At 30.6% G+C, this 17,489-nt stretch carries 13 protein-coding genes and 1 other annotated feature; of the genes, 12 read left to right on the forward strand and 1 reads right to left on the reverse strand.

What is annotated here, in order from left to right; all coding sequences use genetic code 11:
- Window positions 1-57: 57 nt before the first annotated feature.
- The 6 genes from era to N4A55_RS05865 all read left to right on the forward strand — a co-directional run bounded on the left by era (window position 58) and on the right by N4A55_RS05865 (window position 5,818).
- Entirely contained in the window at window positions 58-966 is a 909-nt protein-coding gene (gene era / locus N4A55_RS05840) for a GTPase Era (protein ID WP_293754627.1), read from the forward strand.
- 212 nt (window positions 967-1,178) lie between these two features.
- Window positions 1,179-1,337, forward strand: a complete 159-nt coding sequence (locus N4A55_RS05845; protein ID WP_293754587.1) for a YqzL family protein — start codon at window positions 1,179-1,181, stop codon at window positions 1,335-1,337.
- A 208-nt stretch (window positions 1,338-1,545) separates the two neighbouring features.
- Window positions 1,546-2,553, forward strand: coding sequence for a LacI family DNA-binding transcriptional regulator (locus N4A55_RS05850; RefSeq protein ID WP_293754589.1), 1,008 nt, complete (start codon window positions 1,546-1,548; stop codon window positions 2,551-2,553).
- Window positions 2,554-2,615: 62 nt separating this feature from the next.
- Window positions 2,616-4,022, forward strand: coding sequence for a glucuronate isomerase (uxaC, locus tag N4A55_RS05855; RefSeq protein ID WP_293754591.1), 1,407 nt, complete (start codon window positions 2,616-2,618; stop codon window positions 4,020-4,022).
- A gap of 68 nt (window positions 4,023-4,090) precedes the next feature.
- A complete protein-coding gene (locus N4A55_RS05860; protein ID WP_293754592.1) occupies window positions 4,091-4,744 on the forward strand; it encodes a bifunctional 4-hydroxy-2-oxoglutarate aldolase/2-dehydro-3-deoxy-phosphogluconate aldolase in 654 nt (217 codons plus the stop codon).
- Between the two features lie 45 nt (window positions 4,745-4,789).
- A complete protein-coding gene (locus N4A55_RS05865; protein ID WP_293754593.1) occupies window positions 4,790-5,818 on the forward strand; it encodes a sugar kinase in 1,029 nt (342 codons plus the stop codon).
- Window positions 5,819-5,928: 110 nt separating this feature from the next.
- On the opposite strand, the gene N4A55_RS05870 is transcribed toward N4A55_RS05865, so the two are convergent.
- A complete protein-coding gene (locus tag N4A55_RS05870) occupies window positions 5,929-6,528 on the reverse strand; it encodes a flavin reductase family protein (RefSeq protein WP_293754595.1) in 600 nt (199 codons plus the stop codon).
- Between the two features lie 234 nt (window positions 6,529-6,762).
- Here N4A55_RS05870 and N4A55_RS05875 point away from each other — a divergent pair, with 234 nt between their 5' ends.
- The 6 genes from N4A55_RS05875 to ppdK all read left to right on the forward strand — a co-directional run bounded on the left by N4A55_RS05875 (window position 6,763) and on the right by ppdK (window position 17,419).
- Complete coding sequence (locus tag N4A55_RS05875) at window positions 6,763-8,763, forward strand: methyl-accepting chemotaxis protein (RefSeq protein WP_293754597.1); 2,001 nt, start codon at window positions 6,763-6,765, stop codon at window positions 8,761-8,763.
- Window positions 8,764-8,969: 206 nt separating this feature from the next.
- Window positions 8,970-10,955, forward strand: coding sequence for a methyl-accepting chemotaxis protein (locus N4A55_RS05880; protein ID WP_293754598.1), 1,986 nt, complete (start codon window positions 8,970-8,972; stop codon window positions 10,953-10,955).
- Window positions 10,956-11,113: 158 nt separating this feature from the next.
- Entirely contained in the window at window positions 11,114-11,854 is a 741-nt protein-coding gene (recO, locus tag N4A55_RS05885) for a DNA repair protein RecO (protein ID WP_293754599.1), read from the forward strand.
- A gap of 33 nt (window positions 11,855-11,887) precedes the next feature.
- Window positions 11,888-12,691 carry a hypothetical protein gene (locus N4A55_RS05890; protein WP_293754601.1) on the forward strand — a complete coding sequence of 268 codons (804 nt, stop codon included), beginning with the start codon at window positions 11,888-11,890 and terminating at the stop codon, window positions 12,689-12,691.
- A 123-nt stretch (window positions 12,692-12,814) separates the two neighbouring features.
- Window positions 12,815-12,991 (forward strand) — a binding site (T-box leader).
- A 63-nt stretch (window positions 12,992-13,054) separates the two neighbouring features.
- The gene (locus tag N4A55_RS05895; protein ID WP_293754602.1) at window positions 13,055-14,443 is read left to right on the forward strand and encodes a glycine--tRNA ligase; all 1,389 of its coding nucleotides are present in this window, start codon (window positions 13,055-13,057) and stop codon (window positions 14,441-14,443) included.
- A gap of 354 nt (window positions 14,444-14,797) precedes the next feature.
- Window positions 14,798-17,419 (forward strand): pyruvate, phosphate dikinase, encoded by a 2,622-nt coding sequence (gene ppdK, locus N4A55_RS05900; RefSeq protein WP_293754604.1) that lies wholly within the window; start codon window positions 14,798-14,800, stop codon window positions 17,417-17,419.
- Window positions 17,420-17,489 lie beyond the last annotated feature (70 nt).

A 17,489-nucleotide genomic window follows, 5' to 3' on the forward strand; every position in this document is an offset into this window, starting at 1 on the left:
TATACTAATGCTGACGGTCACTTGTTGACCGTTAAGCATTTTACTAACAGGAGGAAGATTTTGAATAATTTTAAATCAGGATTTGTTACAATTATAGGTAGACCTAATGTAGGAAAATCTACATTGATGAATCAAATAATAGGGCAAAAAATTGCTATTATGTCCGACAAACCTCAGACAACAAGAAATAAGATTCGGACATTTATTACAACTGAGGAAGGTCAAATCATTTTTATAGATACACCAGGTATTCATAAACCAAAGCATAAATTAGGTGAATTCATGAATAAGACAGCCCTTGATACTTTTAGAGAAGTTGACGTTGTCTTATGGCTGGTAGAACCTGATATGAAAGTTGGTAAAGGTGATGAATATATTATTGAGCAGCTGCAAAGAGTCAAAACACCAGTTATCCTAGTAATCAATAAAATAGATAAAATATCAAAAGATGAGATTTTACAAGTAATAGCTGCTTATAAGGATGCTTATGATTTTGCTGAAATCATTCCTATTTCCGCATTGAAAGGTGAAAACACTGAAGATATCACCAAAATATTGTTTCAATATCTAGAAGAAGGTCCTCAATTTTTTGATGGTGATATGATAACTGACCAACCAGAGCGTCAGATTGTTGCTGAGTTAATCAGAGAAAAAGCACTTCATCTATTACAACAGGAAATACCTCACGGAATAGCTGTTGTTATTGATAGGATGAAAGATAGGTCTAATAAAGACATTGTGGATATTGATGCGACAATTATATGTGAAAGAGATTCTCATAAAGGCATTATAATTGGTAAACAAGGTACAATGCTTAAGAAAATAGGAACTAGGGCAAGAATAGACATAGAAAATCTTCTAGGTTCAAAAGTTAACTTGAAAATATGGGTAAAAATTAAGAAAAATTGGAGAGATAGTGATTTCTTACTCAAAAATTATGGATTTAATAAAAAGGATATGGATTAAAACTTTTGGATTATAAAAAAATACATTAAGTAGGACTAAAGCACTAGAAAGATAGGAAGAAAAATCCCAGTTTTTATGGGATGTTGAATGATAGACGAATTTTGTCAAGGGTAAAAAATCAGTTTGTTCATGGGAATATTTGAGCAGTATATAAAATTCTTAACAGGTAAACCTATAGGTATAATAAAATATATTTTTAGGGGGTAATAAAAATGTTTAAGAATATATTATGGAATTTGTTTGAAAATACTGGAAGAATTGATGTTTATTTAATCTATAAACAATATGAACCTAGTGGTAGTACTTATTCATCTAAAGAAATAAACAGAACATATGAAAACAAGAAATGTGCTAATAGTGATATAGTGTAATGATATACTTAATATATTACTAATCATAAAGAGCTGTTATTATGATGTTTTTTCTATAATAACTATAGAAAAATATATCTGATAATAGTTTTTTTTCTTTATTCTTGGTAAATGTACTAAATTATAAGTAAACTAAATTAAATTTTAAAAGAAAAAAGTTGCACACGTGTACATAATGTGATAAAATGTTTTTGAAAGGAAGATTGTAATGAGTATTACTATTAAAGATATAGCTAAGTTAGCAGGTGTTTCTCATGCTACAGTTTCAAGAGCTCTTAATAATAGTCCATTGATAAGTGATAAGACTAAGGCCAGAATCAAGAAAATTGCTAAAGACAATAATTATATTCCTAATTATAGCGCAAAAAGTCTTAAACTTGATAAGTCATATAATATTGGAGTATTTCTATCAGCCCTTGAAGGTACAAGTCCATCTTTCTTCTATAGTTCAATAAAAGGTGTAAATAGATTAATGAAGGAAAGAAATTATAACTTAGTTGTAAAAGCAATAGACGATCTAGGTGAAGATTATAGTATTGTAAATAGTAAGCATTACGATGGAATTTTAGTTGTTAGTCAAAAAAAACAAGATGATGAATTTATAAAATACATAGGTGCATTAAATATACCTGTAGTAGTTCTTAATAGAAAAATAAACATAGAAGGAACAACATGTGTTTATTCTGAAGATAGAGATGGTGCATACCAAGCAGTAAAATACTTAACGAATCTAGGTCATAAAAGGATTGGTTTAATCAAAGGTAAAGAAGGATTCTTGAATAGTAGTGAAAGATTAGAGGGATACAAATTAGCTATGAATGAAGCGTCCCTTATAGTTAATAAGAAATTGATAGCAAGTGGTAAGTTTGACGTAATCAGTGGTTACAAAGGAATGAATAAGATATTGGATAATAACACTAAATTACCTACAGCTATGTTTTGTTCCAATGATGAAATGGCATTTGGTGCTATAAAAGCAATAATAGAAAAAGGACTAAGAGTACCAGAAGATATATCTGTTGTGGGATTTGATGATATTGAGATGTGTAAGTATATTACACCTGAACTTACAACAGTAAGAAGAGAAATATCAAAAATTGCATATAGCGGTACAGAAATTTTATTTAATATGCTTGATAATAATAATAAAGAGTTCTACCATACAAAAGTTGACTGTAAATTAAAAATAAGACAGTCAGTACATCAATTAAATTAATAAAATGAGGCATAGTATTTTTATAATATTGCACACGTGTACATTGTGTAGGAGGTGATGTCTTGAAAAAGTTTTTATGTGATGATTTTATGCTTAATAATGAAGTTGGGAAGAAATTATATCATGAATATGCAGCTGATATGCCTATTTATGATTATCATTGCCACTTAAGTCCAAAGGAAATTGCAGAAGATAAACGATATAAGGATATTACAGAACTATGGCTAGGTGGAGATCATTATAAGTGGAGAGCTATGAGAAGTCATGGTATAGAAGAAAAGTACATAACAGGTCATGCTTCCCCTAAAGAAAAATTTTTTAAATGGGCAGAAACGATTTCATATTGTATTGGTAATCCTCTTTATCATTGGACACATCTAGAGCTTTGTAGATATTTTAATATAACTACACAGTTGAGTCTAGATACAGCTGAAGAGATATGGAATGTATGTAATAAAAAGTTAAGAGAAGATGGTTTTGGAGCAAAATGTTTGATTAAAAAGTCCAATGTAAAAGTTATATGCACTACTGATGATCCAATAGATGACTTGCATTATCATAAAATAATACAAGATGATGAGGATTTTAATGTAAAAGTATTGCCAGCTTTTAGACCTGATAAGTGTGTCAATATTAATAAAGATACCTTCTTACCTTGGATTAGCGAACTGGAAAAAGTAGTTGGTTATCCCATTAATGATATTGATATTTTATTAAAAGCTATGGAAGAAAGAGTTCTATTTTTCCAGAATGCTGGTTGTAGAGTAGCTGATCATGGTCTTGAAGGAGTTAAATATATAAAAGTTAGTAAAGATGAGGTTAATGATATATTACGTAAGAAGTTATCTAATAGTAATATTGATGAAGAAGAAACAATAAAATATCAAGATTACATGCTTGTGTTTTTCGGAAGATTATATAATAAGTATAATTGGGCTATGCAATTGCATATGGGTTGTATAAGAAATAATAATTTGAGAATGATGAAGATATTAGGACCAGATACAGGATTTGATGCAGTTGGTGATTATAGTATTGCTAAAGGGTTAGCAGGAATCCTTAATGCATTGAATGAAACTGATGAATTACCAAAAACTATTTTATATAATCTTAATCCTTCTGATAACTATGTTTTAGGAACTCTTATAGGATGTTTTCAAAACTCAGATGCAAGAGGTAAAATACAATTTGGTGCAGGTTGGTGGTTCAATGACCATAAAGATGGAATGATTAAACAAATGATTGATCTAGCTAATATAGGATTACTAAGTAATTTCGTTGGTATGCTAACGGATTCAAGAAGTTTCTTATCATATACAAGACATGAATATTTTAGAAGGATTCTATGTAATTTGATTGGTAAGTGGGTTGAAGATGGTGAGTTTCCATACGATATGAATTTACTTGGTAAGATAGTTAAGAATATTAGTTTTAACAATGCAAAAGAATATTTTGATATAGAATTATAGAGATTAGTTTAATACGTTATTAAAGACGATATTATATAATACATTATAAGAGAGGAATGAGCATTCACATGAAAAGAATGGAAACAATTAAAAAAATAGTAGATAGCGGTGTAGTTGCAGTTATCCGTGCAGAATCAAAAGAAGATGGTATGAAAATTATTGAAGCAGTAAAAGCTGGTGGAATCAAGGCACTTGAAATTACTATGACAGTACCAGGTGCAGTTGATATTATAAAAGAATTAACTGATTTATACAAAGATGAAGATGTTATCATTGGAGCAGGAACAGTTCTAGATCCAGAAACTGCAAGAGCTTGTATTCTTGCAGGAGCAGAATATATCGTAAGTTCAAGTTTTAATCCAGAAACTGTAAAATTATGTAATCGTTATAGAGTACCTGTTATGCCTGGTATCATGACACCTGCTGAGGCTCTAACTGCTCTTGAATCAGGTGTAGAAATCTTAAAAGTTTTCCCGGGAAATGCATTCGGTCCTTCTATTATAAAAGCGTTCAAAGGTCCTATGCCACAAGGAAATTACATGCCAACAGGTGGTGTAAGTCTTGATAATGTTCATGAATGGATTGAAGCTGGTGCTGTAGCTGTAGGAACAGGAAGCGTTCTTACTAAAGGAGCTAAAACAGGTAATTATGAACTTGTAACTGAAACTGCTAAGAAATTTGTTAATGCTGTAAAAGAAGCTAGAAAAAACTTGAATAAATAGCTCTTTTAATTAAATAATTAGATTATAAGAAAGGATTGGATATAGATGAGTAAAAAAGTAGTTACTATGGGAGAAATTATGCTTAGACTCTCAACTAAAGGGTATGAAAGATTTACACAAGCCGAGTCTTTTGATGTAGTATATGGTGGTGGAGAAGCTAATGTAGCTGTTTCGCTTGCTAATTATGGTTTTGATGCTCATTTTGTAACTAAACTACCAGAGAATCCAATTGGACAAAGTGCTGTTAATCACTTAAGAAGATTTGGAGTTAATACTGACTATATTGCTAGAGGTGGAGATAGAGTAGGTATATACTACTTAGAGACAGGTGCTTCAATGAGACCTTCAAAAGTAGTTTATGACCGTGCTAATTCTGCAATAGCTGAAGCTGATATTGAAGATTTTGATTTTGATGAAATATTTAAGAATGCACATTGGTTTCATTTTTCAGGAATTACACCTGCAATAAGTAAAAAAGCAGCAGTTCTTACTGAAAAAGCATTAGTAGCTGCTAAAAAGCATGGAGTTACAGTTAGTGTAGACCTTAATTATAGAAAGAAATTATGGACACCAGAAGAAGCAAAAGAAGTAATGACTAATCTAATGCAATATGTTGATGTATGTATTGGTAATGAAGAAGATGCAGAGAAGGTATTAGGATTCAAGCCTGGTGATACAGACGTTACTTCAGGAAATCTTGAACTTGATGGATACAAAACAATATTTAAACAAATGAAAGAAGAATTCGGTTTCAAATATGTTGTTACGACATTAAGAGAAAGCTATTCAGCATCAGATAATGGATGGTCAGCTCTTATATATGATGGTAATGAATTCTACCGTTCCAAAAAATATGATATAAGAATAGTTGATAGAGTAGGTGGAGGAGACTCATTCGCTGGTGGACTTATTTATGGTTTGCTATCAAGCAATGATGACTTCAAATATGCTCTTGAATTTGCTGTTGGTGCTTCTGCACTAAAACACACTATAAAGGGAGATTTTAACTTAGTAACTGTGAATGAAGTAGAAACACTTATAAATGGTGATGCTTCAGGTAGAGTACAAAGATAATTTCTTATTAAAATTGCTAAACATATAAACATTAAATATACAAGTAATAGGGACAGTTCTTCAGAAGAACTGTCCCTATTACTTTAGAATGTATTTTTAAGATAAGTTGATTAACCAATAGTTTTTTTGAGTTTTTTGTTTTTAGTGGATTTCTTGGCTACAGAATATCCAAAAGTACCTAATTTTTTACCTAGTCCAAAATAAGTACCATGTGAATAACATATTGGATTAGATTTATCAAGATGGAATTTGTTATTATTGTCTAGATATTTTTCATCTGCATTAACTGCAACCACCTCAGCCATAAACATATCATGAGAACCAAGTTTTATTATTTCTTTGACCTTACACTCAATGTTTACTGGACTTTCTGCTATTAAAGGAGCTTCAACTTCTCTACCTTTTTCAATAGTCAGCTTCATTTCTTTGAATTTATCAATATTTTTACCTGATTTAACTCCACAGTAATCAACAGCTCTAACTAATTTTTCACAACTTAAATTAATGACAAATTCTTTTGATTCTTTAATTATATTATATGAATGTCTACTTGGACGAACAGAGATATATGTCATTGGTGGGTTAGTACAGATTGTTCCTGTCCATGCGATAGTAATTATATTGTAATTATCTTTACAATTCCCACATGTGACTAATACAGCTGGTAACGGATATATCATATTACCAGGCTTCCAATTTATCTTTGACATTATTACCCTCCTTACATTATTTTATCAAAATATAAATTTAATAAATAAACTACTTAGTATTATTATATATATATATTAAAAAAAATCAATTACTAATAATAATTATAAATAGTAATAAGCTTTATCAACTAAATTATATAATTAATATATATTGATTAATGAAATAGAAATCATTGACAATTTTTACAAAAAAGTGTAATATTATTGTATTTACTAGAAAGGGGCTGATTTATTATGAAGAGTATCAAGTCAAAATTGATTTTGATTTTGTGCGTAATCATTGTAATTTCATGTAGTGGACTAGGGTTAATGTCTTATAATTTTAGTAAGGAGGCATTGATAGGTTCTGTAGAACATAATCTAATAATTATTGCTGAGAAATCATCACAATTAATAGAAGAAAGAATTAATAAAGAGTTAGGTAAATTAGAAGTCATTGCTGGTAGAACGAGAATAACAGATAAAGATAATACCACTGAAGATAAGCTAGATGCTTTACGAGAAGAAATTATCAGAAATGGATATCAGCTGATGGATTTAATTGATACTCATGGACAGGCTGTTTCTACAGGTAATAAAAGATATAATCTAAGTCATAGAGAATATTTTCAAAGAGCAATGAATGGACAATCTACCATATCAGATCTGTTGGTTAGTACTGAGGATGGCTCACTGATTGTTGTGTATGCTACACCTATAAAATCTAATGGAGATATAACAGGAGTTCTAGTAGCAATAAAAGAAGCAATTTCTTTCAGTGATGTTATAAAGGATATAACAGTTGGAGAAACTGGTTATGCATATGTGGTAAACGATAAAGGTATGATTGTTGCAGATAAAGACGTTAATAGAGTTAATAATGTTAATTTATTGGAAGATGTAGCAAATGATAAGAAATCTAAAAAAATGAAAGAACTACTAGAGAAAATGATTGCAAAAGAACAGGGTAGTGGTTCATATACATATGATGGGTCGGAGCATATGATTGGATATTCACCAATTAATAATACTAACTGGTCTATTGGAATAACAGCTCCTTTGGACGAAGTTTTATCAGAATTAGACGGGTTAAGAAGTAGTACGTTAATAATATCAGGAATAATATTATTAATAGCACTATTCTTAATATATTTAGTAGGAGTATACATTACTAAGCCTCTTATAGCCCTATCTAAAGATATAAATATCATGGCTCAATTTGACTTAAGAGAAAACAATGATATCAAAACACTCAAGCATAAAAAGAGAAAAGATGAGATTGGATTTATTTTCAATTCAATATCTGTTATGCAGAATAATTTTGTTAGCTTGATTAAGAAAATAACTGAGACGGTAAATAGTATAACAGAATCATCATCTAGTATGAGCTTGACAACTCAGCAATCAGCACAAGCAGCCGAGGAAGTTGCTACTACTATAAGTGAGATTGCCAGAGGAGCTACAGATCAAGCAAAAGATACTGAAAAAGGTTCTGAGACAGTTTATGAATTAGGTGATCTTATAGAAAAAGAACATGAATGTATGGAGGAAGTAAGTACTAATTCAGATAAAGTAATAAAGCTTGCCGATGAAGGACTTATTGAAATTAATGAATTGAAAGAAAACACTGATCTTAGCAAGGAAGCAACAAAAGAAATCTTTGATGTAATCAAAAAAACTAATGAAAGTTCTAAAAAGATATCAAAAGCTAGTACCATGATAGCATCTATTGCAGAACAGACCAATCTATTAGCGCTTAATGCAGCTATAGAAGCTGCAAGAGCAGGTGAAGCAGGCAAAGGATTTGCAGTTGTAGCAGATGAAATTAGAACTTTGGCTGAACAATCAACTAAATCAACTAAAGAAATTGATTTAGTAGTAAATGAATTAATCAATAATGCAGGTCAGGCAGTTAAACGAATGGAAGAAGTATATACTATGGTTAATCACCAAATAAATAGTGTAGATGTGACAGAAGGTAAGTACAAGCAAATTGTTGATGCTATAAGTAGCACAGATGATAGCATAGAAAGATTAAATGGTATAGGTATAGAATTACAGAAGAAAAAAGAGTATATATTGGATGTTATTCAGAATCTATCAGCAATTGCTGAAGAAAATGCAGCCAGTACAGAAGAAGCAGCAGCTTCAACTCAAGAGCAATCTGCATCCTTACAACAAATTGCAAGTACTAGTGAAAGTCTAGCAGAATTAGCAGTAGAATTAAACCAAGAAGCTTCAAAATTCCAACTATAGATTAATTGGTTATCTTAATAATACATAAGAAATTTATTATGTATTATGAGATAACTTATTTTTTTATACTTTTCATTGTTGTATTAATAATGTTTCTTTTATAAATAAAGAAAATACACTAATTGCAAATTATTTGAAGTGTACAATTTGACATTTTTTGGATAAAGAGTTAGAATTATCACATGATAAATGGGGAGGATACAGCAGTGAAAAGTATAAAAACAAAGTTGGTTTTAGCAATATCAGTTATTGTATTAACGTCATGTGTTGGAGTGTCATTAATATTATACACAAATGGAAGCAGAGTATTATTAAATAAGACAGAGGATAATTTGATTATTATATCTGAAAAGTCATCTCAAGTAATTAATGAAAGAATTAATATAGAAAAAGAAGTACTCAAATCTGTTGCATCCAAAGAAAAGATAGTTAAAACTTATGTAACTAAAAGAGAAAAAATGATAGCACTTAATAACGAAATAAGAAAATATGGGTATTCTAAGATGTTAATTGCCAATATTTATGGACAAGCTTATTCCAACGATAACAAAGAATATGATATATCCCAAAGAGAATATTTCAAGAAAGCTTTAGATGGAGAAACTATAATTTCAGATATTATTGTAAGTGAAGATTCCATAGTTGTAACATATGCTACTCCAATTTTGAGAAGTGGAGGAGTATGCGGAGTTCTGGTTGGAGTTAGAGATATTAGTACATTTATTGATATGATCTCTGATATAACTATTGGAGAAAGTGGATATGCCTTCATAGTTAATAAAGACGGTCAATTGGTAGCAGATAAAAGTATTGAAAGAGTTGTTGATAGTGTCAATCTATTAGAAGAATCCAAAAATTCTAGTAAATACAACAAGATTGTCAATAATATGATAGAAGGACAAAGTGGCAGCGGAAAATATAGTTTTAGTAATACTAATAACATTATGGGATATGCTCCAATAATAAATACCAATTGGTCATTAGGGGTTGTGGCACCAGTAAATGAAGTATTAAGTGAACTTAATAAGGTAAAAGACACTAGTTTTAAAACCATACTTATAACTTTATTAATAACTTTTATAATAGGTTATATATTAGGGGCAATGATTACCAAACCTCTGAGAGAATTAGCAAAAGTATTAAATAAATTATCTAAATATGATTTGAGTAAAAATGATGAGAATATCAGCAGATATTATAAAAGAAGAGATGAGATTGGAATCATTTCTAATTCTTTATCAAAGATGCAAGACAATTTTATAGAACTAATCAAAAAAATTACTGATGCATCTAAAGAAGTAAGAGATTCTTCTCTTACTATGACAGATATTACTGGACAATGTGCAAATGCTGCTAACAGTGTAGCAGTAACTGTGGGAGAAATTGCAAAAAGTGCTTCTGATCAAGCACATAATACAGAAGTGGGTTCGGATTCAATATATCAACTGGGTAATTTGATAGAAGATGAGAAAAATGTCATGGAAGAACTTAATGATAACTCTGATAAAGTGGATGAATTAATAAAATCAGGTTTAAGTGAGATAAATGAGTTAATTAATAAAACTGTAGAAAGTGGTAAATCAGCAAAAGATATTTTTGGTGTTATTGCAGAAACAAGCAAAAGCACACAAGAAATCAGCAAAGCAAGTACTATGATTGCTACTATTGCAGAACAAACTAATCTATTAGCTTTAAATGCAGCAATAGAGGCTGCTAGAGCAGGAGACGCAGGAAAAGGATTTGCAGTAGTTGCAGATGAAATCAGAAAACTTGCGGAACAATCTACTCATTCAACCAAAGAGATTGATAACATAGTTAACAAATTAATTGATAATGCACAAGATGCAGTAGTTAGGATAAAAGAGGTTTCTAATATTGTTGAACAGCAAGTTACAAGTGTCAAATTTACAGAAAGCAAATATAGAGATATTTCTCATGCTATTAACGATTCAAGTAGAAGTATTGAGAAACTAAATAAATTAGGTGAAGAACTCCAAATAAAGAAATCAAGTATACTAGATGTTATAGGTAATCTATCTACCATTGCAGAAGAAAATGCGGCTAGCACAGAAGAAGTTGCTGCATCTACTCAAGAACAATCAGCATCATTGCAAATGATAGCAACCACTAGTGAAAAATTATCCAATCTAGCAAATGAGTTGGATGATGCTACATCCCAATTCAAATTATAATATACTCATATTTCATTAAACTCTGTGATATCATCATGTTTTATTTATTAATTATTAAGATGGTATTTTGTAAAATATATAATTGTAGTAATTTACTTGATACAGATGGAGTGTTATAATATCATAGAATAAAATAGATGTATCATAGGAGTTATAAAATGGATGAGATTAAGACAAAAGGTATTGTTGTAAGTGAAATGCCTATAGGAGAAAATGATAAACGCATAGTTATTATTACCAAAGATAAAGGTAAAATAACAGCTTTTGCTAGAGGTGCTAGAAAAACAAATAGTATGTTTCTTGCTGGGTCTCAATTATTTTGTTATGGGGAATACATATTATATAAAGGAAAATCCTCATCCTATAATGTTAAGCAAATACAAATAATAGAATCTTTTCATGGTATACGTAAAGATATAAACTTATTAGCTTATGGGCTATATGTATTAGAGTTTGCAACATTTATCACCCAAGAGAATGTACCTAATAAATCACTTATGAAACTTATGTTAAAAACTTTGCAGATATTAGTTAAGAAAGTCATTGACTATGATTTGATAATGAGAATATATGAATTGAAAGCTATGAGTTATATAGGTTATACACCTAATGTAATAAACTGTGTCAACTGTGGTAAGAAGTATGATACGTATTCTTTCAGCATTAAGTTAGGAGGAATTATTTGCAAAAACTGCTCTAATGAGCAGAAATATGTACTTAGAATAAACAACAGTACTATTTATACCATGAGATATATTCTAGCTACATCTGTTGAAAAACTATTTAGCTTTCATGTTAATGAAACTATCAAATGCGAATTGACACTAATAATGAAAAAATATATTGAATATCATCTTAACCATAAATTTAAATCTTTAGATTTTTTATTGAAATTATAGTATGATAAAAAAATATTTTTAAGGAGAATTATTATGAAAGTATTAAAATATTTTATATGCATATTTAGTATTTTTATCTGTGTTTTTTTGTCTGGATGTACTTCTAAGAAAATAGATTTTATTGCTGGTGAATTCCTTTATGAAATAAGTGATGATAAAGTTGAAGTTACATTTATTAAGAAAAATGATAATGATTATGATAAAGAAAAATATAGAGATTATATAGAAAGCAAGTTAAAGGAATATAAAGAGATAGATGTTAAAATAAAGAACATAAAATTATACGGAGAAAATACTAGAATTACGTTTGATTTTGACGATCTAGATGATCTAGATAGAGTTTTTAAAACAAATGTTTTCCATGATACTCTACAAGATTATCTAGATGATAATAATATTAATTATGACCAATTTGAAGATGAAAATATATTATATAATGTATTAAGTGGTGAAGATATAACTGAAGAACAGCTAGAAAATAATAAAAAATATAGTTTAATCAGACTAGACTGTAATAATTCTAAAATAAAAGTTGATGGAGAAATTATATATGCAAGCAAGCAAGGTGAAATTATAAAGAAAGACACCATTTATTTTAAAGACTATGGCACTTATTATCTATTATATAAACCCTCAACTGGAATAAGTAAGTGGGTTTTATGGGCATTGTTACTATTAATAGTTAGTTACGCTATCTATCTAGGTATTAAATGGCAATCTAACAAAAAAAACTCTGTTAACTGTTATTTCTGTGGTCAGAAGAATGATTATGATGCAATATATTGTAAAATATGTGGGAATAAGATAATTTCAGATATAAAAGACGATAATAAATAAATTATTGATATGTGAAGAAATTATCCTTGACATAGAAAGACTGTTTTGTTATACTTTTTCACAGATATATACAGTTTTGCCAAATGTATTTTGACTTAATATTAATATGTAGAATTATATAAGGATTCTGTAATGATGAAGAGAAGTAATTAATTAAATAAATTCTTATAGCGAGTTCAGGAAGGTGGAAGCTGAATAGAGTGGAATTAATGAATGGCGCTTTTGAACAGATAAGTAAGTGGATGTGATATATCACATCAAGTAGGGTGGAACCGCGGAAGGTATTCTTTCGTCCCTTTTTTGGGATAGAAGAATGTCTTTTTTTGTGAAAAAATATAAATATATACAGAAAGGATGTTTAATATGGAAAAGACTATGGAAAAAGTAGTTGCCCTTGCAAAGGCTAGAGGTTTTATTTATCCAGGATCAGATATATATGGAGGATTAGCTAATACATGGGATTATGGTCCTCTTGGAGTTGAACTAAAAAACAATGTAAAAAAAGCTTGGTGGCAAAAATTTATTAAAGAAAGTCCTTACAATGTAGGTATTGATTGTGCTATATTGATGAATCCACAAGTATGGGTTGCCTCAGGTCATGTAGGCGGGTTCAATGATCCATTGATGGATTGTAAAAGCTGTAAAGAAAGATTTAGGGCTGACCAATTAATTGAAAACTACATGAAAGAAAATAATCTTGAAGTTGAAGATGCTGTTGATTCATGGTCCAATGAAAAGATGAAAGAATATATTGAAGAAAATGGTATTGCCTGTCCTTCTTGTGGAGAGAAAGACTTTACAGATATTAGACAATTCAATTTGATGTTCAAAACTTTCCAAGGTGTAACAGAAGATGCTAAAAATACTGTTTATCTACGTCCTGAAACAGCACAAGGTATTTTTGTTAACTTCAAGAATGTACAACGTACTTCAAGAAAGAAAATACCATTTGGTATTGGTCAAATAGGTAAATCTTTCAGAAATGAAATTACACCAGGTAACTTTACATTCAGAACTAGAGAATTTGAACAAATGGAATTAGAATTTTTCTGTGAGCCAGGAACAGACCTTGAATGGTTTGAGTATTGGAAAAAATACTGTGTCAATTGGATATTATCACTTGGTATAAAAGAAGAGAATATGAGACTTAGAGATCATAGCCAAGAAGAATTATCTCATTACAGTAATGCAACATCTGATATAGAATACCTATTTCCATTTGGCTGGGGAGAACTATGGGGTATTGCTGATAGAACAGATTTTGACTTAAGAAAACATCAAGAAACTTCTGGTGCTGATTTAACATATTTTGATGATATGAAAAAAGAAAAATATATTCCATATTGTATTGAACCTTCTCTAGGTGCAGATAGAGTAACACTTGCATTCTTATGTGAGGCATATGATGAAGAAGAGTTAGAGAATGGTGATATAAGAAAAGTACTACGTTTCCATCCAATAATAGCTCCAGTACAAATTGCTGTTCTTCCATTATCTAAAAAATTATCTGAAGAAGCAGAAAAGATATATGCTATGTTAGGTAAGCATTATAATGTTGAATACGACGACAGAGGCAGTATTGGAAAAAGATATCGTAGACAAGATGAAATAGGAACTCCTTATTGTGTAACATTTGATTTCGATTCTTTGGAAGATGAAGCTGTAACTATAAGAAATAGAGACTCAATGGAACAAGAAAGAGTTAAAATTGATGACCTACTGAATTATTTCGGGCAAAGAATAACATTTTAGTATAAAACTACACAAAAAAATATATTAAACAGTTACTTTATTAGTCAATTGGTTAAAATCTATATATTAGTAGAAAAAAACAAAAAAAAGTCTACTTATTTTAGGTTTTTGTGTTATAATATATTTCGGACTGACATATAAGTTAAATTTTAGCAAATAGCATCAAATAAATAATATACAGTTATATTGATGAAATGGTTGTTAGAATTATACAATTTGGTCATAATTAATTATAAGGTCATTAATTATCTGTTTGTTTTTAACAAATGACTAATGACATAAAAACTGAGAGGTTTAAACCTTAAGTTTTTAATATAAATAATTCAAAGAAAAGATTATCAGGAGGTATATTTAATGAGCAAGAAATATGTTTATATGTTTAGTGAAGCTGATGCATCAATGAAAAACCTTCTTGGTGGAAAAGGTGCTAACTTAGCAGAAATGACTAAGCTTGGTTTACCAATCCCTCAAGGATTTACTGTTTCTACTGAAGCTTGTATTAATTATTATGATAATGGTGAAAGTATTTCTGATGAAATTAAACAACAAATCGAAGAAGCTTTAGTGAAAGTTGAAGAAATTAATAATAAAAAATTTGGTGATAATAGCCAACCATTATTAGTATCTGTTCGTTCAGGTGCTAGAGTATCTATGCCTGGTATGATGGATACAGTTCTTAACTTAGGACTTAATGATGTATCTGTTGAAGGATTCGCAAAAGCTACAGAAAATGCAAGATTCGCATACGATTCTTATAGAAGATTTATTCAAATGTTCTCAGACGTTGTTAAAGGTCTTCCAAAATCAAAATTCGAAAGAGTCTTAGATGATATCAAAGAAGAAAAAGGATACGCAAGTGACTTAGATTTAACAGCTGATGACTTAAAAGACGTAATCGCTGCTTTCAAAAGTTTATATAGAGAACAATTAGGTGATGATTTCCCACAAAATCCAAAAGAGCAATTAATGGCAGCTGTAGAAGCAGTATTCGGTTCATGGAACAACGAACGTGCTATTATCTACAGAAGAATGAATGATATTCCAGGTAACTGGGGAACAGCTGTTAATGTTCAAACAATGGTATTTGGTAACATGGGTGAAAGTTCAGGAACAGGTGTTGCTTTCACAAGAAACCCTGCAACTGGTGAAAAAGGAATTTATGGAGAATACTTATTAAATGCACAAGGTGAAGACGTTGTTGCTGGTATTAGAACTCCAGAACCTATAACAAGACTTGAAGAGGATATGCCAGAAGTATACAAACAATTCATGGAAATCGCTTCTAACTTAGAAAACCACTACAAAGATATGCAAGATATGGAGTTTACTATTGAAAAAGGTAAATTATATTTCTTACAAACACGTAATGGTAAAAGAACAGCAGCAGCAGCATTAAAAATAGCTGTTGATTTAGTAGAAGAAGGATTATTAACTTCAAAAGAAGCTTTAATGAAAGTTGAACCAAAACAACTTGATCAATTACTTCACCCTAACTTTGACGTTGCTGCATTAAAAGCTGGAACTGTAGTAGCTAAAGGTTTACCTGCATCTCCAGGAGCTGCTGCTGGTAAGGTATACTTTACTGCAGAAGATGCTGCTGAAGCTGCTAAGAGAAACGAAAGAGTTATATTAGTTAGATTAGAAACTTCACCAGAAGATATCGAAGGTATGTACGCTTCTGAAGGTATCTTAACAGTACGTGGAGGTATGACATCACACGCAGCCGTTGTAGCTCGTGGAATGGGTACTTGTTGTGTATCTGGTTGTGGAGACATTGCTATTGATGAAGAAAACAAAGTATTTACTGTTGCTGGACAAACTGTTAAAGAAGGAGATTATATCTCATTAGACGGTTCAACAGGAAATATTTATATTGCAGATATAAAAACAGTTGATCCTGAGATTTCAGGTGATTTCGAGAAGTTCATGTCATGGGCTGACGAAGTTAGAACATTAAAAGTTAGAACTAATGCTGATACTCCAAGAGACGCTAGGAAAGCTGTTGAGTTTGGTGCTGAAGGTATCGGACTTTGCCGTACAGAGCATATGTTCTTCGAAGAAGATAGAATTGCAAAAATGAGAAAAATGATCGTTGCTAAAGAAGTAGAAGAAAGAAAAGCTGCTCTTAGCGAATTATTACCAATTCAAAAAGGTGACTTCAAAGGTATGTACGAAGCATTAAAAGGAATGCCAATGACTGTACGTCTTCTTGACCCACCACTACATGAGTTCTTACCTCATGATGAAGAAGATATCGTTGCTTTAGCAAAAGATATGGGTATCACTTTTGATGAATTAAAAGCTACTGTTGATTCATTACATGAATTCAACCCAATGCTTGGTCATAGAGGTTGTCGTTTAGCTGTAACATATCCAGAAATAGCCCAAATGCAAGCAACAGCTATTATTGAAGCAGCAATCGAAGTTAAGAAAGAACAAGGATACGATATCGTTCCTGAAATCATGATTCCATTAGTTGGAGAAATCAAAGAATTAGCATATGTTAAAGATGTAGTAGTTAAAGCTGTTGACGCTGCAATAGCTAAAGCTGGTGTTGAGATGGAATACAAAGTTGGTACTATGATTGAAATTCCACGTGCGGCATTAACTGCTGATGCAATTGCAAAAGAAGCTGAATTCTTCTCATTTGGTACAAATGACTTAACTCAAATGACATTTGGATTCTCTCGTGATGATGCTGGTGCTTTCTTAGAAGATTACTACAACAAGGGAGTATTTGAATCAGATCCATTTGCTAGATTAGATCAAACTGGTGTTGGTCAATTAGTTAAGATGGCAGCTGAAAAAGGTAAAGCTACAAGACCTGATATTAAATTAGGAATCTGTGGAGAACACGGTGGAGACCCTGCTTCAATTGAGTTCTGTCATAAAGTAGGATTAAACTATGTATCTTGTTCACCATTTAGAGTACCTATCGCTCGTTTAGCTGCGGCTCAAGCTGCTTTAAATAATTAATAAATAGGAATTTATCCTATAAGATGCAAAAGCCGTCAGTTCAACTGACGGTTTTTTGTTATATTGTGGA

The organism is Vallitalea sp. (genome assembly GCF_025211055.1).
In the GTDB taxonomy this organism is placed as follows: domain Bacteria; phylum Bacillota; class Clostridia; order Lachnospirales; family Vallitaleaceae; genus Vallitalea.